This window comes from Rhizobium sp. SL42 (assembly GCF_021729845.1).
Lineage (GTDB): Bacteria > Pseudomonadota > Alphaproteobacteria > Rhizobiales > Rhizobiaceae > Allorhizobium.
Genome location: NZ_CP063399.1, coordinates 107,863 through 131,185 on the forward strand (window position 1 = coordinate 107,863; position 23,323 = coordinate 131,185).

Sequence of the window (23,323 nt, forward strand, 5' to 3'; positions counted from 1 at the left end):
GTCTTGGAGGGTGGCTGTCTCCCGATAAAATGAAGTCGGGCTCTCGACTGGACGCGGAGCCCAGCATCAAAGGAGAACAGCGATGGGAGAATATATCGGCCTCGACATGTCAATGAAAGAGACTGCCGTTGCAATCCGCCGCAATGGCTCGATAAAGGGCGCCAGCAGCGCCAGACGCTACCACCAGACAGAACCACACAAGCCTGATAAGTCCGCTTCACATCGACCAAAGAATCGAGAGGGGTGCAGCCTGCAGGCGTTCGGCGAACGGCGTGATGCGATCATGATCATGCAGGACGAGGCCTCGCACGAAACGGTCGCCGACCGCTGCCTGCAACTGACGCAACCCGCGAAAATCATCCGCCTTGACGGTCGCAGACGCCTTGACCTCAATACCAATAATCCTGCCGCGCCGATCTTCGATCACGACATCGACCTCGTCCAGATCCTTCGTTCTGTAGTGAGAAAACGACACGCGCCTTTCGGACCATGATGCCAGCTTCATCAACTCGGAAACGACGAAACTCTCTAGCAGGGCGCCAAATCGGGTCTTGTCATCGGATAGCCGGGCCAGCTCATCCTCACGCAACGCAGCCAGAAGTCCTGTATCGATGAAATGGAGCTTTGGCGTTTTGACAAGCCGACTGAGCCGGTTGTTCGACCATGGCACCAAGGTTTTGACAAGGAATAGCCGTTCCAGGATGGCCATGTATTTCTGAGCGGTGACCCCGGACAGTCCCAGCGCCGAACCGAAGCTGCTATTGTTGATCAATTGCCCGGCATGTTCCGCCAGGACATTTAAGAGGCGTGGCAAACGATCGAGCTGGTCGATATTGGCAATGTCGCGCACGTCGCGATCCAGTATCAGACTGACATAGTCTTCGAGCCACGAGACGCGCCGGGCCGGCGTGGGTCGCCTCAAGGCTTCGGGATAGCCGCCAGCCAGAACCATGCTCATCAGGTCCTTGCCCAGAACAACTTCACCATCAATGACTGGTTCGTCTCCTGCGAACAGTCGATCAAGCATGAGGCCTGGACCTGAGCGAATTTCAGCCTGCGCAAAGGGAAGAAGCGGAATGACTGCCATTCGGCCGGCGAGCGAGTCGGCAATTGCAGGAATGGTCGCGAGATTGGCGGAGCCCGTGAGCAGAAACCGTCCCGGCTCCTGATCGATATCCACGCTTGCCTTGATCGCAAGCATCAGATCTGGGGCTCGTTGGACCTCGTCGATAACCGCGCGCTTGATCCCCCGGATAAACCCGATCGGGTCGGCCTTCGCGGCGTTCAAGGTACCCGCATCATCCAATGTGATGTATGGTCGATCCTTGTCCGAGAACATGCGCGCGAGCGTCGTCTTCCCAGCCTGCCGAGGCCCGGATATCAAGACGACACGGGTATCGGCCAGAGCTGCCTCCACGAGAGGCAACGCTTTTCGATCGACGAGGGACATTGAATTTGAGTGCTCAGACATGCGACCATTCTTAACTCAATATCCGTCTGTTTTAAAGTGAAATTGCGTCCGCTTTAAATCACGCAGGCGTCCAATCTTGAGCGCCATCACTTCTGGCCCCCGATCCTTGTGAGATCGATTCGGATACCCGCGTCGTCGGGTTTGGTCGGCGCCTCATCCAATATTGTCGAAGACCCGTTTTCCTCGAACGCGCCAGCATCATCGGCCTCTACCGGCAAACGCTGTACGATCGCGCCACCGGGACCCTCAGCCCGAAACACATTCTCACCCTCGAACTTGCCGGTCCGCCAGGAGTGGATCGCGTCATCGAACAACTGTGGGAACACCTCTTCGCTCGTTGGATTTCCATACCACTTCGCAACGATGCGCAGGATCTTGGCGAACATTGCCGTACCCGTCCGCAGGTTGGCGCAGGGTTCGACGAGATCTACTTTCAGCTCCGACGCATCCTTCACCCCTATGCCCGCCGGGATCTGGGTGAGACCAACCCGCACAATAGAGCCGGCAACGTTCTCTCGGACAATCTCGATCGCTTCCTCGGGTGTTTTCGGTTTGCGAACGAGGATCAGACGGCCTCCGGACTTCACCGTGATGGCAAGCGGATCGTCCGAACCGACCGCCTGGACGAACTGCTCGACGATTGCAGGCTTCAACGAAGGATCGGCACATTCCTTGATCAACGCAGCATCCAGCATGCGAGCTCCATGTTTCAAATGTTGAATGAGATGACGAGAGGAAGATCAAACAGGCTGGCCCAGGCCTCGCTGCTCGCCCGCTGAATGTCGATGATCGACGTCCCCGCGGTCCACCAACCGTTTCCGACTGTAATGATAACGTCGGGGCGGTGGAATGCCGATTGCAAGATCGGCCAGACGAGGAGTTGTTCGTAGCAGATCAGCGGCGCGACTTTTGTGGTGGCGACCTCTACGACGGGATTGGCGAAGAAATGTGCCCGTGCGCCAGATCCATCACCACCACCAATCCAGGCTCTCCACGGCTGCCACATCGATCCGGGCACCGGCATTCGCTCCCGGTAGAGAATCTCTGTCTTCTCAGCGGATATCGTCACGAGCACGTTGTCGTATCCGCGACCATCGATGAATGCGGCTCCAGCGATGACCGTGATATCGGTCCCGGCGAGCCCTTTCTGCCAGAAGCGAGCAACCGTCGGCGTCCAGAAACCGAGAGCACTTTCCGGCAACACGATCGTCGTTCCGGGCGGTCGGGCGCGAACGACATCGATCAGGTCCTGTTGCCGCTGGAGACCTGCTTCGCGGCCGAGTGACGCTCCCATTTCAAGCTCGACACCGCTCCACGACGCAGGTAGAATCGGCGTCGTCCACTGAGCGGCGGACCAAAGCCATAAGCCTGTCAAGGTAATGGCTGCAGCCGGCCGATATGGCGTCGTCATGACGCCGAGGCCGGCTACCATCACTACCAGACCCCACCATCCCCAGCCCGGAAATAGAACGCCTGTGGCGATGATCGGATGTGCCCATCCCAGAATGCCGAAGGGTGGAACTGCCATCACAACACACGCAGCCAGGTATCGGAGCGGCTTCTGCCATCCTTTGCGATCCGTCCAGAGCACGGAATGGACCATAACGAAGGCGGAGGAGGCGACGAGCCAGAGCAGAACTCCGGGCCAGATATCCTGACCATAGAAGTTCGCCACCCCCTGCGGCAAACCACGCGATGCCGCGAGGAAGTAGGCTGCGGAGATCGCCGTCGCCTGGAGGCGCGTCCGCGCCAGGGACCAAAGCATCGGAAAGGCCCCTGCGACGGGAAGAAGGAGCACATGACCGCTCCAACTTATCAATCCGGCGCCGGCTGATAATGCGACGAGGACACCCGTTCGGAAGAGCTCAAGGCGCATAGGTCCAGACCTCCTGCGCCAATCCGAGGATGCCATCCATCTGCAGAGGACCGAAGTACCGGCTGTCGAACGACCCCGGGAACTCGGAATGGAGAAAGACCGCGCCGGGCGGAACGACACCACCATCGTAGTGCACCATCTCACGCCTCTGGCCGTCCAGCCGTGCAACGCGCGACTGAGGCAGCGGCCGGCCATCGACGCGCACATCATCAGCTATCTCGATCGCCTGCCCGGATGTCGCCACCACCGTCTTGATCAGCGGCGCGACCCAACCGGCGCAAAGGCCGAAGCGCAGATATCCACGCGCTCGCGCCTCGCGCATCCCGTTGGTATCAGGTGGGCAGATGAAGATCAGATCGCCGACCAAGATCGGACGATCGGGTTCGACGATCCGCCACAGACCCAGCGGCTCACTCGGCGTAAGATTGACCCTGAGCCCTGCGCTCCCAAGCAGCCCGATCAGTCCAAGCGTGAACAGGCTGACGCTGCTGATCCGATAGAACCAGACGAGCCGTTTCATGCGCCGTAGCACTCTGTGTCTATGGCGCATCTTCATTTGAGGGTGAGCCCCTGCGATCTCGTCTGACGCAATGCTTCAGTCTGTTTGAGTGCCGTCACGCTGCGCTCGTGGGCAGACAGTTGCTGCACCGTCCGCATCGTGTTCCAGGCCTGTTGCACCTCACTCTTCTGGGCGGCGTTCATGCCCGACGTCACCCGCTGGAAAGCCTCGCCGTTGGCGTCCTTCGCTGCAAGGGGTAGGAAGGTTCTCTCTCCGAACCGTTCGGTAACCGCCTTGGCGAAACCTTCGAGTTCAGCCTTCACCATCTTGTCGGCGAGCGCGAACTCAAGACCCGAGGGGAGGTCGTTGCGGTCGATGGCATCACGCACCCGTTCAAGCACGCTTCTCGCATTGGACGAGAGAGCGGGGATCTCCAGCGCAACCTGCCTGCGCACAGCAAGCTCCTCGGCGTGACTTCTCCGTTCGGTATCGCCGCGCTGGCGTAGATAGTCGCTGATACTGTCCGCGAGCGGCCTCACATTTTTCAGCGCCCGGTCCCGGTCCAATTTGTCGGCACGGTTGGCGAAGACACCGGTCTTGCCTTTCAGGGAGCCGAAAGCTTCCGGCTCTGCAGTGATCCGTGAAAGCGTCTTCGCCGCGGTCGCCGGATCGCTCAACATTGCATCGAGATTCGCCGCCTTGAACGCCGCTTCGGGCTGCGCGTAAACGTGGTGGAAGCGCATGGACACTTCCTCCCACTGCTTCTTCAATGCCGGATCGGATGCAAGCTTGTCCTCCACTGCCTGATCGATCGATTTCGGGAATGTGGTGATACCGGCCACCATGGGCTTGGCCTCCTTTGCTGAAGTTTGAATTGTGCTGGCCGCCGACGTTGCGAAACCGAGCCTGGCGCCGAGGACTGCAAGCCGGCCGGCGAGATCGACAAGCTTTTGCTTCTGCCGAGCCGTCCATTCGAGACGATCGCGCGCAACCGTTCTGGCGACGTTGACGATGTGAAGCCCGCGCGCTTCGGCAAAGCGGAGTGCCTGCGAGTAGATGCTGCCGCCGGCGTAATCGAGCGTGGTTTCCTTCGAATTCTTGCGCGACAGGATTTCGACCAGGCCTCCAGCCTTGGCGAAGGATCGGTGGCCGTAATAGACGCCGAGATCCTCGCGATGACGGGTCATCGCGACATAGGTCAGATGACGATCGAGGGAGAGTGAAGCCAACACCTTGACCCGGTCGACCGTCGCGCCCTGGCTCTTGTGTACCGTGGTGGCATAACCGTGATCGACATTGTTGTAGAAGCGCTGCTCGACGATGACCTGGCGCAGGTGCTCACCCTCGCCGATGACAGCGACGATACGACCGAGCGCTGCTTCCACCACCTTGCCCAGCATGCCATTCTTTACGCCGATCGCCCCTTCGTTCTTCAGGAAAACAATCTGGTCACCGGCTGCGAAGTGTCGGTTGCCGTCGGCGGTCTTGAACACAAATCCCTGCTCGATGATGCCGCGCTCGATCAGCTTAGCGCGTGCCAATTCATTCAGCATGCGGACGTCACGGCGCAGATGCGCCAGGATCAATGTGGACCTGGCAGGATCGTATTCTCGGTTCCAGTCGGCGATGAGGTTGGTGACCGCATCGGCCTTCAGCTCTGAGCCGATCATCTTGCCATTGGATTGATAGGCTGCGACGGCTTTGCCGACATGGCCGCGCGCAAAATCGAGCGATGCATCGCGCATCCATTGCTCACGCTGGCGATAGATCGTCTCGAGTTCCGCATAGCCGATCCGATCGGCAATGGCGCGGAAGGCAGCACCCGCTTCGATCGGCTGAAGCTGTTCCGGATCGCCGACAAGCACGAGCTTGGCGCCGGCTCTGGTGACGGTCTCGACGAACATCGCCATCTGCCGCGACGAAACCATGCCAGCCTCGTCCAGAACGAACACAGTCTTCTCGTCGAGCATCCCGCGACCTTGGCTCCAGCTGAGCTCCCAGGACGACAACGTGCGCGAGACAATACCCGCTTCCTTCTCCAGACCTTCTGCCGCCTTGCCGGCGAGGGCGCCACCGACGACACGGTAGCCGGCCGCCTCCCATGCCTCGCGCGCCGCCTTCATCATCGTGGTCTTGCCCGCGCCGGCGCGGCCGATCACGGCGGCGATCCGCTCACCACCGGCAACGTGTTCGATGGCGGCCTTCTGCTCGTCGGACAGCCGTTCGTGGCGCGCGAACGTCGCCTCGAGCACTGGTTTCCGGACGCCATGCGACGACCGCTGCGAGAGCAAGATTGCCCGGTTGGCCATCTCGGCTTCGAGGCGGATCAGTTCGCGTGTCGTGTATTTTTCCGGCGCACGGACCCCGGTCACGAAGTCCAACCGCTCGCGATCAAGACGGAGGGTTTCCGGGTTCTGCAGGATGCGCGCCATCAAGCTTTGGAAGAGACCCGCATCATCGATGTAGCGATGCAGCACCTTGGCGACGTCGCGCTCGTCGAAGACACTCTTCTCCCGCGTGATCAGGTCGAGCACCAGTTCCGGATTGCGCTGGATCCGACGCACGTTCTCGGCCCGGCGTTCTTCCTGTAGCTCCAATCTTTCGAGTGATGCCGCCTCTCCCTTCCCGTCCGCTTTTCGCTCGACCGCCTTGGCGCCGACACCCAGATGGATCGTCGGCGTAAGCTCGATACCCTGCTCCTCGAACGAGCGGCCATCGACACGGACATCCAGCCCGGCAATCGCGAGATGCCTATTCTGGCAGGCGAACCAACCATCTCGGAACGCATTGAAGTTTTCGAGCCCGCCGGCCCAAAGCTTATAGACGATCTTACCCGCGTCATTGCGGAGTGGCTGGCCGTCCGGGCCGGTGACAGCGACCTTCTTCGACCCGAAACCGTCTTCGGTCAGTGGCCGCAATGTGGTCATCAGATGGATATGCGGATTGCCCGGCGCATCATGGAAAACCCAGTCCGCGACCATCCCCTCTGCGGTGATATGCCTGCCTACGAAATCCCGGACAAGCTCGATATTCTGCAGGGGGGATAGTTCGATTGGAAGCGCTATGGTCACATCCTTGGCAAGCTGCGCATCGGAACGCTTCTCGAAGTCCTCGACCTTGTTCCAGAACGCCTCCGAAGCACCCGACACCGAACGATCGGCAATCATCGATTGCAGCCATTCCGGTGCATCCGAAGGGATGACAAACTCCTCGTGCAGCAGTCCCTGCTTGGCGCGATAGTCGATCGCCCGGGCTTCCCGCTCGTAGTCCATTTTGGCGCAGTGCCGATACGCCGCCGACAACACGGCGCTGCGGCCGGAGCCACGGGCGACGATGCTGACTGAGAAATGCGGCACGGCCATTGCGACGAAGCTCCTTCAATCGAACAAAATCAAAGTGTTCATCGAGAGCGGACGACCCTGCCAGGGGGCAAAAGCAGAGTGTCGCATCAGCGACGTATAATTGCGCCCTTCGGATCCGCTCTCATCGAGCGGTCGGGATCATGCTCAAAAGCGTAGGCTCCGCCTACTCGCATTTCTGCTAGTAGATCGGCATGCCGATCTGAAGGACTCTGGTGTCGTGAACCAAGACAAGCAACATCAAAGGACAATCCAGAGATGAAGAAGCCATCCTCCAGGATCCGCGAAGAGATCGCTAAGCTCCAAGAACAGCTCAAGCACGCGGAAACGAGAGAAGCCGAACGCATTGGCCGCATTGCGCTTCGGGCAGGTCTCGGCGAGATCGAGATCGATGAGACGGAACTACACGCGGCGCTCGAAGAGCTGGCGAAACGCTTTCGCGCAGGCAAGCCAGGTGCGATCGGAAGGAAGGGGTCAGGGGAAAGCAGATCGAGCGGCGGACAGTCCGAGACGGCCGCGTCTGGCGCGGCTCCGGGCAGCGTTGGCGAGGATTGAGCGGATGAGCAGGAACGCAACCTCCGACACCCGGAAGAAGGACACCCGCGAAAAGATCGCGCTTGGCGGCCTGATCGTCAAAGCGGGTCTTCGCTTCGAGAAACGCGCGCTCCTTCTCGGAGCTCTGATCGAACTGCAGCAGCGGCTGAAGTCCGACGACAGCGAGCGAGCGCGGTTGACAGCGATCGGAGCGGAGGCGTTCGGCAATGAAAGCGAATAGGATCGTGCTCCTCATTCTCCCCGTGGCCATGATGATCGCAACTGTGTTCGTTGTGACCGGCATCGACACTTGGCTTGCCGGCTTTGGCAAGACAGAAGCGGCGAAGCTTGGACTGGGGCGGGCAGGGGTCGCGGCACCTTACATGGCGGCTGCGGCACTCGGACTGATTTTTCTGTTCGCGGCGGCGGGATCGGCGAGTATCCGCGCTGCAGGCTGGGGCGCGGCGACCGGAAATGCCACAATCATCCTGACGGCTTGTGCAAGAGAGGGTCTCCGACTTGCAGCGCTTTCATCGCAGGTGCCGGCGGGGCAGTCAGCACTATCCTACCTCGATCCAGCAACGATGATCGGCGCAGCGGCGGCATTGATGTCCGGCTGCTTTGCAATGCGCGTGGCGATGGTCGGCAACGCTGCCTTCGCCCGCGCAGCACCCAAGCGCATTGTCGGCAAGCGTGCCCTCCACGGCGAAGCCGATTGGATGAAACTCGCCGAGGCGGAAAGGCTGTTTTCTCAAGCCGGCGGGATTGTCATTGGCGAACGATATCGCGTCGACCGCGACAGCGTTGCAGGTGTATCGTTCCGCTCTGAAAACAAGGAGACATGGGGGGCAGGGGGCCAATCGCCGCTTCTCTGCTTCGATGGTTCGTTTGGCTCCTCTCACGGCATCGTCTTTGCCGGATCTGGCGGTTTCAAAACGACCTCCGTGACAATCCCGACGGCACTGAAATGGGGCGGTTCCCTCATCGTGCTCGATCCCTCCAACGAGGTCGCACCGATGGTGTCGAAACACCGCGAAGACGCCGGCCGACGGATCCGGATCCTCGATCCGCGCGAACCCGCAACCGGCTTCAATGCGCTCGATTGGGTCGGCCAATATGGCGGAACGAAGGAGGAGGATATTGCATCGGTCGCGTCATGGATCATGAGCGACAGCGGTCGTCCGACTGGGGTCCGCGACGACTTCTTCCGAGCATCGGCCCTGCAGCTTTTGACGGCGATCATTGCCGACGTTTGCCTCTCCGGCCACACGCCCGAGGAACAGCAAACGCTACGCCAGGTCCGTGTCAATCTATCCGAGCCCGAGCCAAAGCTCCGTCAGCGCCTGCAGGATATTTACGACACTTCGGGATCGGACTTCGTGAAGGAGAACGTGGCCGCCTTCGTCAACATGACGCCGGAAACCTTCAGCGGTGTCTATGCCAATGCGATCAAGGAGACGCACTGGCTTTCATACCAGAACTATGCTGCCCTGGTCTCGGGTTCAACATTCCAGACCGACGACATTGCTTCCGGAACGACCGACGTGTTCATAAACATCGATCTGAAGACGCTGGAGACCCATGCCGGATTGGTGCGGGTCGTCATCGGATCATTTCTCAATGCGATCTACAATCGCGATGGCGCAATGGAAGGTCGAGCCCTGTTCCTTCTCGATGAGGTGGCCCGGCTCGGCTACATGCGCATCCTTGAGACCGCACGGGACGCCGGTCGAAAGTACAGCATCACACTGACGATGATCTACCAGTCCATCGGCCAGTTGCGTGAAACCTACGGCGGCCGAGATGCATCGAGCAAATGGTTCGAGAGCGCAAGCTGGATCAGTTTCGCCGCTATCAATGATCCAGAGACGGCCGACTACATCTCCCGGCGCTGCGGCATGACGACAGTCGAGATCGATCAGGTCAGTCGCAGTTTTCAATCACGGGGTTCGTCTCGGACACGTTCAAAACAGTTGGCAGCCCGACCACTGATCCAGCCTCATGAAGTTCTGTGCATGCGCGCCGACGAGCAGATCATATTCACGGCAGGTAATCCGCCACTTCGATGTGGTCGTGCGATCTGGTTCCGACGAGAGGACATGAAAAGCTGCGTCGATGCCAATCTGTTCATGAAGGCCGGTGCGTAGCTCATCCATGCGGGGCGTCACTTTGCGGGACCGACAGCCACGGCGCGGCTACTGGAGGATCGCCACCCGAAGGGGCGAAGACCGCCTTGGGCTTCGTTCGCAACAGCGAATAGAGCCCTATATAGAAGACGGAACGCCCGGGCTTAGCTGGTATTCATCAAGAATATGAATCGGTGTCCAACGACCGATTCAAAACAGTCGTTGGACACCACGGTTCGTGCGCGCGATTCTGCCGCGATGCTCACACAACGCTTCCAGCTCTACATCGAACGCAGAGACACAGAAAAAAATATGGCCCGATTTTATGCGATGGCGATCGAGCCAAATCTGTTCGGAGAAATATGCCTGACCCGCCGCTGGGGCCGCATTGGGACAACGGGACAAATGATGATCCATCATTTCACGAGGGAAGAAGAAGCAGTGGTCCTGTTTCTCGATCTCGTTCGCCGGAAGCGCGCAAGAGGATACCGACCGAAGGCGCCGGAACGCGGCCATACGCGCCTCCGCGAAACTGACGTAACCAGAAAGCAATAATACCAGAAACTGGCCAATGTCGAGGAGGAGGGCCGAGCGCAGGATGCACTATCTTGTGCGGCTTATCTCGGATAAAGACGCCCGGCGCGCAACGAACTCTTTCAGGAGGTGCAGGAAGAATCCCTTGCTGAAGCGACCGAGCGGCGGTTCGGGTTCAAGGTAGAACGGCCGTTCTTTGACGTCGCCATTGAACTCGTCAAGGATGATCCAGAGGCGCAAAACGAAATCGAGGTCGGCGCGGCGTTTTTCGATCGCTGGTATTTGCACGGCGAACCGGATGCGTTCCGGCTGCTTTGTCATAGTGGGAAGCTACCGGACGGTTCTTGTGATCCTCCGTTTCCCCCTTGCCCGCTTAGCGGCTTCACAAGAAAGGATACCGGATGACCGCAGCCGTCTGGATCTCGTCGTATCCGCTCATCGACTCCACGCATCACTATCGACGTAAACCGCGACGACGCCATCAAATTCGGCAAACAGTTCGTCGGGCGTGGTCTCGATTGTGCGAGTGGCACGCATTTCGGATTTTCCGCTGGCGCAAGCACACGAAAATGTGGGGTCACTGGGTGTGGCGCACCTCGCTCAATCGACTGGGGCAGACGGCTTTGCGAAGGCCGCGCGCAATTCGGCCGACATCGGCAGACGCATGTTGATGCCTTCTGGAGGAACAGGTGCGTTGAACCACTTCTCGTAAAGCGCTTCGATCCTGCCGCTCGCGTATATTTCTCGCAGAGCGGCGTTCACGGCGTCTTTAAATTCGGTATCCTCCAGCCTGACCATAAGCCCATAAGGCTCCGGCCAGCCGAGTGCTTCGCTTGATATTTTAAAAGTCTCGGGATTTTTCGATTTCGCCACCATGGCCGCGAGGAGAATACCATCCATCACAAAGGCTGCTGCACGCCCTTCGCTCACCAGTTGGAAGGCATCTTTGTGGGTCTCAACCGGCATGACGGCGATGTGCAAGGCACGCTCGCGATTGAGGGTGTTCAGTTGGCCGATGTTGGTCGTGCCTGATGTGGCGGCGACCGTGCGGCCGGCGAGATCGGCGATTGTCTTGAGGTTGTTTTTCTTCAACGACACGAACTGCGTGCCGGTGACGAAATGCGGATAGGAAAAGCCGACACTCTTGCGCCGCTCGGCATTGTTGGTGCTGGCCACGCATTCGATGTCGAGATCGCCTTTGCGCAGCATGGTGACGCGGTTGCGCGGTGTGCGCTCGACATATTCGATCTTCACTGCGGCAAGCTTCAGGGTGCTCTTGATGTTCTCGATGACATCAAGGCAAAGTTCAGTCGAATACCCGGCAACGGTGCCGTCGGGCTGGCGGAAAGAGAACGGGAAATCTTCCGCGCTGTATCCGATGCGAACGACGCCTGTCTCAGCGATCTTCTTGAGCGTCGAGGCCGGCGCTTCTGCATGGCCTGGTACAGTCGTCACAAAGATCGAAAGGGCCGTGATGGTACCTAGAAGCAGTTGCGGTATCGGCGTTTGCCGTGGAGTTTCTTGGCTCATGCGTCAGTCCTCTTCAATCCAGATAATCCCTTGGAGCGGCAAAGGCGGCTTTCAGGGCAGGGGACATGGGCAAGTTGAGGTTCATGCCGTCGGGCGGGATCGGCGACATGAACCAGGTCTCGTAAATCGTGTCGATGTCATGACTGGTGAAGACCTGTTTCAGTGCCATGTTGACGACTTTTCGGAACTCTTCGTCACCGTGTCGCACGAGCAGGCCGTAGGGTTCCGGTAAGCTTAGCGTTTCTTCCGACAGCACGAATTTCGATGGATCAGGCGCCTGTGCGATCATGGCGGCGAGCAGAATGCCGTCCCAGACGAAGGCCGAGGCGCGTCCATCGGCCACAAGGCCGAAGGACTCAGAATTTGTCTTGGTCGGTATCACGCCGATATTGAGCTGTTTCTCGCGGTTGATTGTATTCAATTGGTCTATGTTGACGGTGCCGGAGGCCGCCGCGACCGAGCGGCCGGAGAGATCTTCTATTTTGACGATGCCGTCCTCGCGCCGCGTCATGTACTGGGTGGCAGTGGTGAAATGTGGATAAGAGTAACCTACGATCCTGCGCCGCTCGGCATTGTTGGTCGTGGCGGCACATTCGATATCGATCTTGCCGCTTTTAACCAGCACGAAGCGCGTGGCGGAGGTGGCAGCAACGTATTCGACGGTCAATTCGTCTAGCTTCAGGTGCTGTCTGACCGCTTCCACCACGCGGTTGCAGAGATCCATCGAGAAGCCGATGATCTTGCCGTCCGGTGTCTTGTAGGAGAACGGCGGTTCGGCCTCCCGATATCCCACCGAGATGACGCCGGTTTCGGCAATTTTTTTCAACGTGCTGCTCGTCTCGTCTGCCATGGCCAGCGCGAAGGGCGCAAGCGAGGCCAGGGTACACAACACTGTAGGTGCCAGTCTATGCATGTCGTTTCTCCCATCTGGGGCGCCTGGTGGTTCCACTATGGCCGTTCTTAGTGTTGTTCATTTCGACGACGTTTCGCGCCTTTCCGCTTGCGGCCTGAGCTCGATGTCGGCGATCGGGCGCGGTCGGGCGAAATAGTAGCCTTGCGCGTTGGTACAGCCGGCTGCCCTCAGGATCAGCAGCTGTTCCTCTGTCTCAACGCCTTCGGCGGTAACCTCCATGCCCAGTTCGCGGGCGAGATTGGTGATGGCTGCCACGATCGCCCTTGAGGTCGCATGCGTCGGCAAGTCGGCGACGAAACCTCGGTCGACCTTGATCTTGCTGAAGGGCATGTCGGCGAGATAGCTGAGGGAGGCATAACCAGTGCCGAAGTCATCAAGCACGATGGAAATACCCATGTCGCCAATCGCCTGTAGGGCTTGGCGGCTGTCTATTCCGGCCAGCATTACCGTTTCGGTTACCTCAAGTTCCAGCCGCGCGGCCGGCAAACCGGACGCCTGAAGGGCCGCGCCGACCGTCTCGACGATCTCGCCATGACGCAGTTGCACGGGCGACAGATTGACGGCGAGCCGTATCTCGCCAGGCCATGTGACCGCGTCAGCGCAGGCGCGTTCCAGCACCCAGGCACCGAGCGGAACGATCATCCCAGTCTCCTCGGCCAGTGGTATAAAGCGGTCCGGCGCAATCAGGCCTTGCTGAGGATGGCGCCAGCGCACCAGCGCCTCTAAACCGCAGACGAGGCCATCGACGATATTGACAAAGGGCTGGTAATGCAATTCGAATTCACCACGCTGCAGTGCGAGCCTGAGGTCGATCTCCAGGGCATGCTGGTCCTGGACCACCATGTCCATGCCGTGTTCGAAGACGATGAGGGTGCCACGTCCGGCGGCCTTGGCGCGATAGAGCGCGAGATCGGCGTTCTGAAGCAGATGGCCGGCGCTTGTGCCATGGGCTGGCGCACAGGAAATGCCGATACTGGTGCCCACCACTACCTCGTGGCCTTCCAGCATAAAGCCGGCGGAGAATGTCTCCAAGATGCGGGCAGCAAGTCCGCGCGCCTCGTTGATGGCGTCCGTGCGCACCCGCTGGATGATTGCAAATTCGTCGCCGCCAAGCCGGGCCGCCAGGTCGCCGTCGTCGAGCACCTCGCGGATCCGCTGCGCTGTCGTGACCAGCAACTGGTCGCCGCAGCCATGACCCAAGGTGTCATTGACCACCTTGAAGCGATCGAGGTCGAGCAGGAGGACGTTGAACCCACCTGTGTGGTCGATATCTTCGAGCGCTGTGTCCAGCGTTTTCATCAAGAGCGCCCGGTTGGCGAGCCCGGTCAAGGCGTCGTGATGAGCCATGTGTTCGAGCTCTACCGCCATGTCACGGATTTCCCGCAGCCGGGCGCGCTCGACGACCGCCTCGCGCAGGGCTTCGATGGCGCGCGCCATATCGCCAATTTCGTCGCTGCGGTTCTGGAAGGGCGTCACCGTGTCGGTCACCTCACTGGCAATCTGCAGCGTGGCCTGAACAAGCGTCGGCACTGGCCGGAACAACCGCCTGGCCAGGACGGTGGCGACGACGCCGGTCAGAAGCAGGATCGTTAAGACCATGACCAGCGAATTGCGAAGCAACTCCTCCTGCGCGCGATTGAGGATGGAGGCCTTGCCAATCGAGACTGCCACCGCGCCCAGCAGCGCGTTATCTGGGCTGACAATCGGCAGCAGGCCGATAAAGTAGCGCTCTCCCGCAATTGTGGCGAACCCGCTGGCGACCCGCCCTGCCAGCGCCTCGCCGGTGAAAATAACTTCATCCGGCGCTACCCAGGGCGTTTCGCTAGGCGAGAGACCCGATGACGCCGCCACATCCGCAAAACTTCCGGTTTTGGGGTCGAGGCGGAAAAGCCATGCCTCATTCTTGGTCTGTGCGGCCACCAAGGCCAGCACGTCAGTCGGGGTGAAGCCGGTGAAGAGGATAGAGTCGTCGTCGCCGATCGGCTGCCCGGTGACGATCCCCTCCACCTGGCCGCCCGTGTCGGTCTTGATCGCCACATAGGTATAGATACTACGCAGGGTCGAACTGGCGATCTGGGTGTTGATGCGTGCCTGGTTGTTCCATTGCTCTTTTGCTGCGTCGACGAACATCGACCAGCCAACCCATGCGCCTAAACTATAGGAAAGTAGTGCGACGGCGAGAAACACGATGATGATCTTGGAAAGCAGCGAGCGATTCCAGGCTACCAGCCGCGAAACGCCCGAGCGCAGGAACCGCAACAAGGCTCGCGGTCCAGCGGCGGCAACAGAAAGTTGTACATGACAAGCGTCATCAGCCATCAGTCAATTGCCACACAGATCTCATCGTAATCTCTTCAACTGCTGATCTCGCCCCAACTCTGTCAGTCTACGCGACATAGCTTGCGAAACTAGAAACAAGCTTTCAGCTGTCACATTTTGCAGATTCTTCGTTTATGCTCTCTTAAATTGTGCACGACCTGAGTAATTCCCGAAGGTCCTGCCGCATCAGGGATCGGCCGAGAAGGAGTCGAAGGAAGATTTCATGCCCCGGGTCGATTGTAGCTCCCTGGGAATAGGGATTAGAACTCCGGGTCTCTGAGTACCCGTACACATGACGTCATGAAGCAGACGTTTATATTGATGCAATGATTTCCGAGGAAGTATTTCTGCGCTTTGAACCGTACCGCCACTCAGTCGACAAAGAGCTAAATACTCGCCTGAGATCAGATGCCGAATTTGTAAAAGCTTATGCCACAGCTATGGTATCGTACTGTAAACGGGGATCGATCCGGACCCACGTCGATTTTTGCGCCGTCTCTTGCAGGACCCTTCAGCGGTCTGTGAGCGCGATGAGCCTATCGAAGCCTGCTGGCCATAATCCGCCGAAGTTGAACAGAGCACTGTTGAGATTCACATCAGTCATATGCGTCGCGCGCTCTTGGACTCGGGAACAGATCTGATCCGGACCGTGCGGGCTCGGGGCTATATACTGGAAATTCCGAACTGGTTTTTGAGCCTTCGAAACAGGTCCGCCAGTGCACAAAACTCTACTTCCTCGCCATCCAGCCACGCATCCAGGGCGCAGTAGGCGAGCGCAGTCGGGGCATCTGCGCCAAAAAGCGTACGGGCCTGCCTCCAGCTTGCTCAAGTTCATCGCTCAAACCTGAACTCGATTCACCGTATTCCTGCTCCAGACATCTTGGAGGATTTCGTGACAACGTGCTCTCCCTGCGTCCGGCAGAGGAGTTTCAAACGGATATTTGCCGACGGTTTCGCAAAGCGCACGACCGACATATCGGCGTGTGTGCAGTCCCTGGCAGAAGGGTCGTTGTATTTCCGAGAGTATAGCTCTCTTCCGATTGGCAGGCCGGAGATGCGTCGCACGCGCCCTGCAATTGCTCATTGATGGGCCGCGACCGCTCGTCGCAGGCGAGAGCCCAATACAAATTCGGGGCCATAGTAAAGAATGGCATGCGTGCTTTTGAAATGAGAATTTAGGCTCCGCGAAAATATCGCATGACCCGATGCCAGTGCCATCTGGAAAAAGGACTGATTTCGATCCCATGTAGGGTGCGATCACTTCATCGGAGCAATTGCAATGGCAGAGCACGTCGCCAGAGATGTGAGCGACACTGTGTTCGAGATCTTGCCGCCATCACGCGCGCGTAGTCAGGAAGTGATTGCCTGTGATTGTTGTCGAAAGCGAAAGTTGGCATGCGAATTTGACGAAGATGGTTTTGGCATATGCTGTGAATGCCTCTGCTCGGATGCTGTTCTGGCTGGCTGGGATCATTGGACGGAAGCCGACATGCCGCCGCCATCATCTGACACTGACAATTTCAGTGCGCTCTGTCAGATGAAATCGTCCAGATTCGCCTTATCCGAAAGCTGCGCCGAAATCCGCGAGTTGACAGTGCCGTCGCCACGGTCAAAAACTCATATTGCTACCAAGGGAGATACTGATGGCTGACGAAACCAGTTCTGAAATTGTTGCCGAAATTGCGGTGCCAGATGCGCCGGTAAAGGCAAAAAAGACGCGTGGCCCGAACAAGCCAAAGTCAGAGGCCAGCAAAGCCGAACCTGCGACAGTTGTGGCCTCATCGACTAAGCGACACAAACGCGCAGATGTGGATGTCGCGAAGCTAGGCACACCGAAGAGCACAGCGAAAGCCGTCGTCATGGCAACGCTTCGTAAGCAGACCGGCACGTCAGCAACGGCGTCGGCCCCTGCTAACGCTGGTGACGAGTTTGCAGACCTCATCCAGCTAGAGGAGGAAAACAAGACACTGCGAAAGGCGCTTGCAGACAAACTGCGCCAAGAGAATTCCGACCTTCGCAAGCGGCTTGGCATCACCTGATCGCATATTGGAGGACAACCGGCGACGTGGTGAGACTTGTCCTGCCCCGAATATGTCGCCTAAGTAGCAATGCCGGGTTCGCATCGCGAACCCGGAGACCAGAAGCATATGTAGAATGCGCGAATGATGGCTTTGTTCGAGCGCTTTGATGGTGTTTGACGTTGACATCCATTGCAAAGACGGGACCGATGAAGAAACCACAACGAGACTATGTCGTCGAATTCAAAGCGGGACGCCGGCGGTCAGAGACGCGTGTCACCTCAATCTGGGGCAATACGGATCTTCAGGCGCTTGCGCGGGCGGCAAAAGAAGACGCACCGCATCTGTTCGACGCACCAACCGCTGTGGCCATCGGCGTCCAACCAATCGCCACCGAGCTGGGGGCAGCGATGCCGCCCGTTCTTGCACCTGAGACTTCTTTCAAAGGGGTTCAGCCAGTCGATGAGCCTTTGATCGCGCTAAAACAGCCGGCCGCTCCCGCGGACGGTTGTGGCGCAGCATCCTCTGCCGCTGCACTACCCAAGCAACGGGGCTCCTATCAAAGGGGCGGAAAGGCACCACGCAAACCAAGCGGTCGCAGTCCAGGCAGGATGATAACCGAGAGACCCAATGTCGGCTCGTCAGCCTTTGACGTGGAAGTGTCGATTGAGGAACTGGATGCGCTGACCGCGGAGAACCTTCGCCTTAAAACGCTGTTGGCTAAACAATTGTTGATAGGGCCAGATCATACCACAGACGAGCGCGGCGAGGTCGCGAAGGAGCACAAAGTTTAACCGCATTGAGGTAGTGGATGGCGTCCGGCAACTCACCTGCTTCAAGCAGGCCACGGGTGAGTTCAAAACTCGCTTCCGCTGTCATGGGGAGATCGTTGTCGGATTTGGGATCGCTCCCGTCGCCGAAGCTGCGAGCTTGCTCATCAGTCTGGAGACGACACATCGGAAATGTTTCTGTGGTGATCGCTTCACCTGCGTCGTGGACGCGGATACGCCCTGGATTGAGGGAATGAAAGTCCGTATTGCCGATATCCACGCTCCCGAGATCAGCGAGCCGAAATGCGTATCCGAGCTAGCGCTTGGAAGTAGCACAAACGAGCGCCTGATCTTATTGGTCAATCGGGGTCCCTTCAAGCTTCGCGCACGGCGCGGACGCGACGAAGAACAGGATTGATCGCGAGCTTCAGGCCGAGTTTACCCTTGCCGAAAAGTGTCAGATCACCCTGCCAAGGGAGGAACGCTTGCGGCCTGTGGCTGCGAGGCGTTGCATGGTGGTTTCTCCTTGTCGATTGCTGACATTGCGGGGATGGGCCGCATGCCGGGACAAGCAGGACTGCACTGGTACGGTCGCAGCGAAGCGGAGGACTTATCTAAATCTTAGTTTTAGAGCGCGACGAGATGCGAAGCGCCTCGGTGAATTCTGATGGCGGTCAGTCTCTGCCCGACGACCGGACTGCAACATCCCCCAGGTCGACGACCTCACTCGGCAAGGACACCGTGGAAGGTCTTTCGCCTTTCGGCACAGAAAACAGCCAATGGCTGGCTGTGTTGTCTACCGCCCTCAGAAGGGCGGCTCGGCATCGGCGCAACCGTCTTGCTCTGCCGCAACAACCCTCAACTCAGCCTGAACCAGTTCCAACTCGGTCTGGATTTCTCGGCGCTCCGCAGCGTTGCATACGTTCTTCAGCTCGGCGCGCAGTTCTTCGATGTGCTGTTCGATCGTCATCGCCTCATCTCCTTGAGTTTGTGAAAGACGATCCCGCGAGACGGGGCGGGATGGCGGGGTCAGGGATCGCGGATGCGACCGCCAGCGGCGGCGAGTGGGGGAGGCGATTTCGTGTGGGCGCTGGCCAAGCGTTCACGCAAAATTGGAGGAACCGCTCGTCCTTGAGGCCGTCATTGCGGCCCGGCATCCTCGCGCGATCTGAGCAGCTATCCCCGTTCTCGTATGCCACCAATACAGCCGAAGGCGGGTTCGACGCCCGTCTCCCGCTGCCCAATATGGGGGAGAAGGCTCCGCCCGATGGGCAGAGCCTCTACGTCTCAGTCCCGGTTCTGGCGGGACCAGATCAGCTGGTAGCCATCCTCGCCTTCGACTTCGGTCAGAGTTGCGTAGATCGGAGCCGGGAAGCTCGGGTCGTCCAGCTTGACCGAGAGGTAGTCGCGGTCGCTCTCGGTGGAGCGCTTCTGCCAGGCGGCGCCCAGCTCAACTGCGCCGGCGTAGATGCGGAACTGCGGGCCCTTGTCGGAGGGGTTCTCGACGCGGGCGATGCGTGCCTTGACGTTGAGGGCGAGGGTGCGGATCGAGCCTGTGAAGCCGGTTTCCGTGGAGGTGAAAGTGCCGATGGTCGCCATGGTGATGTTCCTTATCTTCTGTTTCGAGCCGCACCATTGCGGCCTCGATGGCAGTCGCAAAGACCGGGGACGATCGGACCGCACCCGCCGAATGGCATAGGGCCGCAATGCAATGGAGGACGGCAAGTCGCAGATTTGTGAGTCGGCGAGGAGGATGGCGCAGCCAGCCGGGGTCAAGAAATCTGCGACTTGCCGTTGCGGGAAGACGATCGAGGCCCAGCCGCTCCCCGGTCAGACATGCCCCATCGAGCCCGCAGATGGAGCGCCAGGAACTGGGGGAAGGGACATGGCTATGGCGGTCGTGCACGGACAGCAACTGCTCGGTACCGGTGCGCTGGTCGTCACCTTGCACCCGCTTCAGCTCAGACCGTACCAGGTTCCGCGACCTGCTCCGTGCAGTATCAGGTGTCCCTCATCGGTCAACGCGCGCAGATGATCCTTAACGGTATTCCGGCTTGCACCCGTGGCCTTGGCCGCGTCCATCACGGTCACGCGCCCACGCTCTCGCGCCAGTTCCAGGATAGAGACCGACAACTCCGGCATATCGCCGAGCAGGATGCGCTCACGTTCCATCTTCCGCTCGAGGCGCTGCTTCTGTCGCTGCAGGCTTCGCAGGAAAAACTCAACCCAGGGATTCCAGTCCTGTCGATCCGTGCGGATCGTCCCTTGTGTGCGGCGAAGTGCCAGATAGTAGGCTTCCTTGTTCTGCTCGACGATGCTTTCGAGCGAACTGTAGGGCACATAGGCATAGCCGGCGCGAAGGAGCAGCAGGGTTGTCAGCGCCCGTGACAGGCGGCCATTGCCATCCTGGAACGGATGGATCTCCAGAAAGACCACGACGAAGACGGCGACGATCAAGAGAGGGTGGAACGTGCCATCCATTTCCTGTGTCTGCTGCCAGGCCACCAGCTCCGCCATGCGACGCGGCGTATCGAATGGAGAGGCTGTCGCAAAGACGACGCCAAGGCTCACACCGTTCTCGTCGAATGCCTCGACATTGTTGGAAAGGGTCTTCCAGTCGCCCCGGTGTCGCTCGTCCTTGGTCGAGTGGGCGAGCAGATCCCGATGAAGCTGGCGTATGTGATTTTCGTTGAGAGGGATCGCGTCGAAGGCGGAGAAGATCGTCTCCATCACCTCGGCATAGCCTGCGACTTCCTGTTCGTCGCGGCTCGAGAAAGAGCCGATCCGCAGGTTGACGAGCAGCCGCTCGACCTCGCGGTCACTTAGCTTGGCACCCTCGATGCGGGTCGACGATCCGATGCTTTCGATCGTCGCAACCCGGCGCAGGCTCGACAGGCGGTCGGGCGCAATGCGGCCAAGGGCCCGCCACGCGCCCTTAAACTCGTCGATCTCTGCGATGAGTGACAGGATCTCGGGTGTGATCCGCAATGTCGAGAGGTCGAGAGCCGGCATCCAATGTCCCATCCGTTTCCATCCGAAACGGTATGACACATCGATATCCGTTCTTCCATCCAATTTCATCCGAAAAAGGGATGGGGACGACAAGCAAGGAGAAGGCTCCGCCCGATGGGCAGAGCCTCTACGTCTCAGTCCCGGTTCTGGCGGGACCAGATCAGCTGGTAGCCATCCTCGCCTTCGACTTCGGTCAGAGTTGCGTAGATCGGAGCCGGGAAGCTCGGGTCGTCCAGCTTGACCGAGAGGTAGTCGCGGTCGCTCTCGGTGGAGCGCTTCTGCCAGGCGGCGCCCAGCTCAACTGCGCCGGCGTAGATGCGGAACTGCGGGCCCTTGTCGGAGGGGTTCTCGACGCGGGCGATGCGTGCCTTGACGTTGAGGGCGAGGGTGCGGATCGAGCCTGTGAAGCCGGTTTCCGTGGAGGTGAAAGTGCCGATGGTCGCCATGGTGATGTTCCTTATCTTCTGTTTCGAGCCGCACCATTGCGGCCTCGATGGCAGTCGCAAAGACCGGGGACGATCGGACCGCACCCGCCGAATGGCATAGGGCCGCAATGCAATGGAGGACGGCAAGTCGCAGATTTGTGAGTCGGCGAGGAGGATGGCACAGCCAGCCGGGGTCAAGAAATCTGCGACTTGCCGTTGCGGGAAGACGATCGAGGCCCAGCCGCTCCCCGGTCAGACATGCCCCATCGAGCCCGCAGATGGAGCGCCAGGAACTGGGGGAAGGGACATGGCCGCGCCGCATGAAACGCCCATTTCGATAGCGGCTCACAAGCGTGATCGCCTGAAACCGCCCGTTGATTGCGCTTCATCCCCAGCCGAAACGCTTGCCGGGCGCAAACACAGTTGCGGCCACGACTACGCGCGCTATCGTCTGTCAGCGAATCGTCGTTCGGAAAATCCATGCGCCAGCAGACAAAGCCGTTCACCGTCGAGCGAAAATCGTCCGGTAAACTCAAATCCGATAGCAACTGGCCCTCGACCTGGGGAAAGTTGGATCTCACGATGCAGGATCCGCACGTTGAACGGGTCCTGCTAGAGGAAACGGCCGCCGGCGGGGACGAAGGCCGTCGCTGATCGTCTGGTTGGCCTCAAGCCGCCCTGCTACCGCCTTCCGCTGCCCCCTGCAGGTCATGAAGAAAACTCACGCCGCGCTGCGCATGTGCCGCCGCCTGAAAGATGGCACGCTTGTCGTCCGAAAGGACGCGCAGTTATCCGCAGCAGCTCATAATGCGAAGGAACGCCACCAGATTGGCTCAAGTCTGGGGTTTTAGGCCGCGTTCCTCCGCATTATTTCAGAGGGTATCCAGCCAGACGCTTAGGGTAGCGGCTCATATTGCTCGGGCAAACGGCCGGAATGCGCCAATTGCGCTCACGCTAAAGGAGTGGCGTTCTTTTGCCGATGTGGTTGCTATAGCCCTTACACTGTTGTTACCCACCGTGCATTCTTCGCCGCCACATCGAGAACGAGTATGTGATGCAACTCAACCCGCATAAATTTGGGACAATATGGTTCATGCGCAGCCAGTTCGAAGCGCACGTGCCCAATCGAAGCGTTCTCGCTTCTCGGCAAGAAGGGCCTCATTTTCCCAGTCATAGGCAATGGACAGAAACTCAGTACGCCAATAGCCAGATTGTTTTTCGACGATTGCATATCGGGCATGCGGCGCCCCGGCTTCATTGCGATGCAGATAAGGATGAGCCTCTTCATAGGCCGGCAGGCCAACACTCCCTGGGTTGACGACGAGACGCCCATCGGCAAGGCGCATTTCACGCGCGAGATGCGTATGCCCGCACAAGACGACCGCTGCATCGACGCCCGAGAGCCTACCTTCAACTTCCGAGGTCGTGGCCACACGACGGCCATCCGGCTCGACGGTTTCCAGGAGATATTCAAGATCGCTTGCAGGCGTTCCATGAAACAGGAAAACTCCATGGCTGAGCATCAGCTGCTCGGGCATACCCCCGATCCACGCCATCTGTTCGGCGGATAGCGTATCCCTGGCAAACGCATCCGACAGGCCCAGCTCCGATCTGGGAAGTGACAAGAGTTGGCGTTCATGGTTACCGCTCACGGTAGGAAGGCCAAGCGGCATGAGCCGAGCGGCCGTTTCGCGCGGATAGAGCGGTCCGGAAACGATATCCCCCAGATTGACGATCATGTCGCAATTCCGCTCGGCAACATCCGACAAGACAGCATCGAGAGCGGCAATGTTGCTGTGAATGTCCGCGATGACGGCGATTCTATATAGACCGGTCGGCATAATCCTATCCCCAATGGCTTGCAGATTGGAGAACAGTTGCTTGGCAACCCGGCCCGTGACAACCCTTGGTATCGTCCGCTTTGCCGATTGCAGCAA

Annotated in this window: 22 protein-coding genes and 1 pseudogene; 9 read left to right on the forward strand and 14 right to left on the reverse strand. The window is 59.2% G+C overall.

Features of this window, described 5'->3' with window-relative positions; all coding sequences use genetic code 11:
• Nucleotides 1–217 precede the first annotated feature (217 nt).
• The 5 genes from IM739_RS22820 to traA form a co-directional block, all read right to left on the reverse strand.
• Nucleotides 218–1,450 (reverse strand): ATP-binding protein, encoded by a 1,233-nt coding sequence (locus tag IM739_RS22820; protein WP_237371930.1) that lies wholly within the window; start codon nt 1,448–1,450, stop codon nt 218–220.
• Between the two features lie 107 nt (nt 1,451–1,557).
• Nucleotides 1,558–2,166, reverse strand: a complete 609-nt coding sequence (locus IM739_RS22825) for a TraH family protein (protein ID WP_237371931.1) — start codon at nt 2,164–2,166, stop codon at nt 1,558–1,560.
• A 14-nt stretch (nt 2,167–2,180) separates the two neighbouring features.
• The gene (locus IM739_RS22830) at nt 2,181–3,347 is read right to left on the reverse strand and encodes a conjugal transfer protein TraB (RefSeq protein ID WP_237371932.1); all 1,167 of its coding nucleotides are present in this window, start codon (nt 3,345–3,347) and stop codon (nt 2,181–2,183) included.
• Nucleotides 3,337–3,867 (reverse strand): conjugative transfer signal peptidase TraF, encoded by a 531-nt coding sequence (gene traF, locus IM739_RS22835; protein WP_237371933.1) that lies wholly within the window; start codon nt 3,865–3,867, stop codon nt 3,337–3,339. Before traF ends, IM739_RS22830 begins: the two co-directional genes overlap by 11 nt.
• A gap of 32 nt (nt 3,868–3,899) precedes the next feature.
• Nucleotides 3,900–7,208 (reverse strand): Ti-type conjugative transfer relaxase TraA, encoded by a 3,309-nt coding sequence (traA, locus tag IM739_RS22840; protein WP_237371934.1) that lies wholly within the window; start codon nt 7,206–7,208, stop codon nt 3,900–3,902.
• Between the two features lie 255 nt (nt 7,209–7,463).
• Between traA and traC the strand changes: the two genes are divergently transcribed.
• The 4 genes from traC (at nt 7,464) to IM739_RS22860 (ending at nt 10,420) form a co-directional block, all read left to right on the forward strand.
• On the forward strand, nt 7,464–7,760 hold the full coding sequence (traC, locus tag IM739_RS22845) for a conjugal transfer protein TraC (protein ID WP_237371935.1): 297 nt from the start codon (nt 7,464–7,466) through the stop codon (nt 7,758–7,760).
• 4 nt (nt 7,761–7,764) lie between these two features.
• Entirely contained in the window at nt 7,765–7,980 is a 216-nt protein-coding gene (gene traD / locus IM739_RS22850) for a type IV conjugative transfer system coupling protein TraD (protein ID WP_237371936.1), read from the forward strand.
• Nucleotides 7,967–9,886 (forward strand): Ti-type conjugative transfer system protein TraG, encoded by a 1,920-nt coding sequence (gene traG / locus IM739_RS22855; RefSeq protein WP_237371937.1) that lies wholly within the window; start codon nt 7,967–7,969, stop codon nt 9,884–9,886. Before traD ends, traG begins: the two co-directional genes overlap by 14 nt.
• Nucleotides 9,887–10,123: 237 nt before the next feature.
• Nucleotides 10,124–10,420: a WGR domain-containing protein gene (locus IM739_RS22860; RefSeq protein WP_237371992.1), complete on the forward strand. Its 297-nt coding sequence runs from the start codon at nt 10,124–10,126 to the stop codon at nt 10,418–10,420.
• Between the two features lie 48 nt (nt 10,421–10,468).
• Here the strand turns inward: IM739_RS22860 and IM739_RS22865 are convergent.
• From IM739_RS22865 to IM739_RS22880, 4 genes and pseudogenes are all read right to left on the reverse strand, one after another.
• Nucleotides 10,469–10,838 (reverse strand): annotated as a pseudogene (locus IM739_RS22865) (hypothetical protein).
• A 161-nt stretch (nt 10,839–10,999) separates the two neighbouring features.
• On the reverse strand, nt 11,000–11,929 hold the full coding sequence (locus IM739_RS22870) for an amino acid ABC transporter substrate-binding protein (protein ID WP_237371938.1): 930 nt from the start codon (nt 11,927–11,929) through the stop codon (nt 11,000–11,002).
• Between the two features lie 13 nt (nt 11,930–11,942).
• Nucleotides 11,943–12,842 (reverse strand): amino acid ABC transporter substrate-binding protein, encoded by a 900-nt coding sequence (locus IM739_RS22875; RefSeq protein WP_237371939.1) that lies wholly within the window; start codon nt 12,840–12,842, stop codon nt 11,943–11,945.
• Between the two features lie 57 nt (nt 12,843–12,899).
• Nucleotides 12,900–15,104, reverse strand: coding sequence for a putative bifunctional diguanylate cyclase/phosphodiesterase (locus tag IM739_RS22880; RefSeq protein WP_237371940.1), 2,205 nt, complete (start codon nt 15,102–15,104; stop codon nt 12,900–12,902).
• 661 nt (nt 15,105–15,765) lie between these two features.
• On the opposite strand from IM739_RS22880, the gene IM739_RS22885 reads away from it, so the two are divergent.
• The 4 genes from IM739_RS22885 to IM739_RS22900 all read left to right on the forward strand — a co-directional run bounded on the left by IM739_RS22885 (nt 15,766) and on the right by IM739_RS22900 (nt 17,973).
• Nucleotides 15,766–15,930, forward strand: coding sequence for a hypothetical protein (locus tag IM739_RS22885; protein WP_237371941.1), 165 nt, complete (start codon nt 15,766–15,768; stop codon nt 15,928–15,930).
• A gap of 510 nt (nt 15,931–16,440) precedes the next feature.
• Nucleotides 16,441–16,812, forward strand: a complete 372-nt coding sequence (locus IM739_RS22890) for a hypothetical protein (protein WP_237371942.1) — start codon at nt 16,441–16,443, stop codon at nt 16,810–16,812.
• The gene (locus IM739_RS22895; protein ID WP_237371943.1) at nt 16,805–17,200 is read left to right on the forward strand and encodes a SyrB-like regulator; all 396 of its coding nucleotides are present in this window, start codon (nt 16,805–16,807) and stop codon (nt 17,198–17,200) included. The genes IM739_RS22890 and IM739_RS22895 overlap by 8 nt, the downstream gene beginning before the upstream one ends.
• Nucleotides 17,201–17,388: 188 nt before the next feature.
• Nucleotides 17,389–17,973: a hypothetical protein gene (locus IM739_RS22900; protein ID WP_237371944.1), complete on the forward strand. Its 585-nt coding sequence runs from the start codon at nt 17,389–17,391 to the stop codon at nt 17,971–17,973.
• Between the two features lie 781 nt (nt 17,974–18,754).
• Here the strand turns inward: IM739_RS22900 and IM739_RS22905 are convergent.
• From IM739_RS22905 to IM739_RS22920, 4 genes are all read right to left on the reverse strand, one after another.
• On the reverse strand, nt 18,755–18,919 hold the full coding sequence (locus tag IM739_RS22905) for a hypothetical protein (RefSeq protein WP_237371945.1): 165 nt from the start codon (nt 18,917–18,919) through the stop codon (nt 18,755–18,757).
• Nucleotides 18,920–19,236: 317 nt separating this feature from the next.
• Complete coding sequence (locus IM739_RS22910; RefSeq protein ID WP_237371946.1) at nt 19,237–19,548, reverse strand: DUF736 domain-containing protein; 312 nt, start codon at nt 19,546–19,548, stop codon at nt 19,237–19,239.
• Nucleotides 19,549–19,905: 357 nt separating this feature from the next.
• The gene (locus IM739_RS22915) at nt 19,906–20,973 is read right to left on the reverse strand and encodes a Fic family protein (RefSeq protein WP_237371947.1); all 1,068 of its coding nucleotides are present in this window, start codon (nt 20,971–20,973) and stop codon (nt 19,906–19,908) included.
• Between the two features lie 122 nt (nt 20,974–21,095).
• Nucleotides 21,096–21,407, reverse strand: a complete 312-nt coding sequence (locus tag IM739_RS22920) for a DUF736 domain-containing protein (RefSeq protein ID WP_237371946.1) — start codon at nt 21,405–21,407, stop codon at nt 21,096–21,098.
• Between the two features lie 459 nt (nt 21,408–21,866).
• Here IM739_RS22920 and IM739_RS22925 point away from each other — a divergent pair, with 459 nt between their 5' ends.
• Nucleotides 21,867–22,040: a hypothetical protein gene (locus IM739_RS22925; protein ID WP_237371948.1), complete on the forward strand. Its 174-nt coding sequence runs from the start codon at nt 21,867–21,869 to the stop codon at nt 22,038–22,040.
• 437 nt (nt 22,041–22,477) lie between these two features.
• Here IM739_RS22925 and IM739_RS22935 read toward each other — a convergent pair whose 3' ends face one another.
• Entirely contained in the window at nt 22,478–23,227 is a 750-nt protein-coding gene (locus tag IM739_RS22935; protein WP_237371993.1) for a metallophosphoesterase family protein, read from the reverse strand.
• Nucleotides 23,228–23,323: the final 96 nt, after the last annotated feature.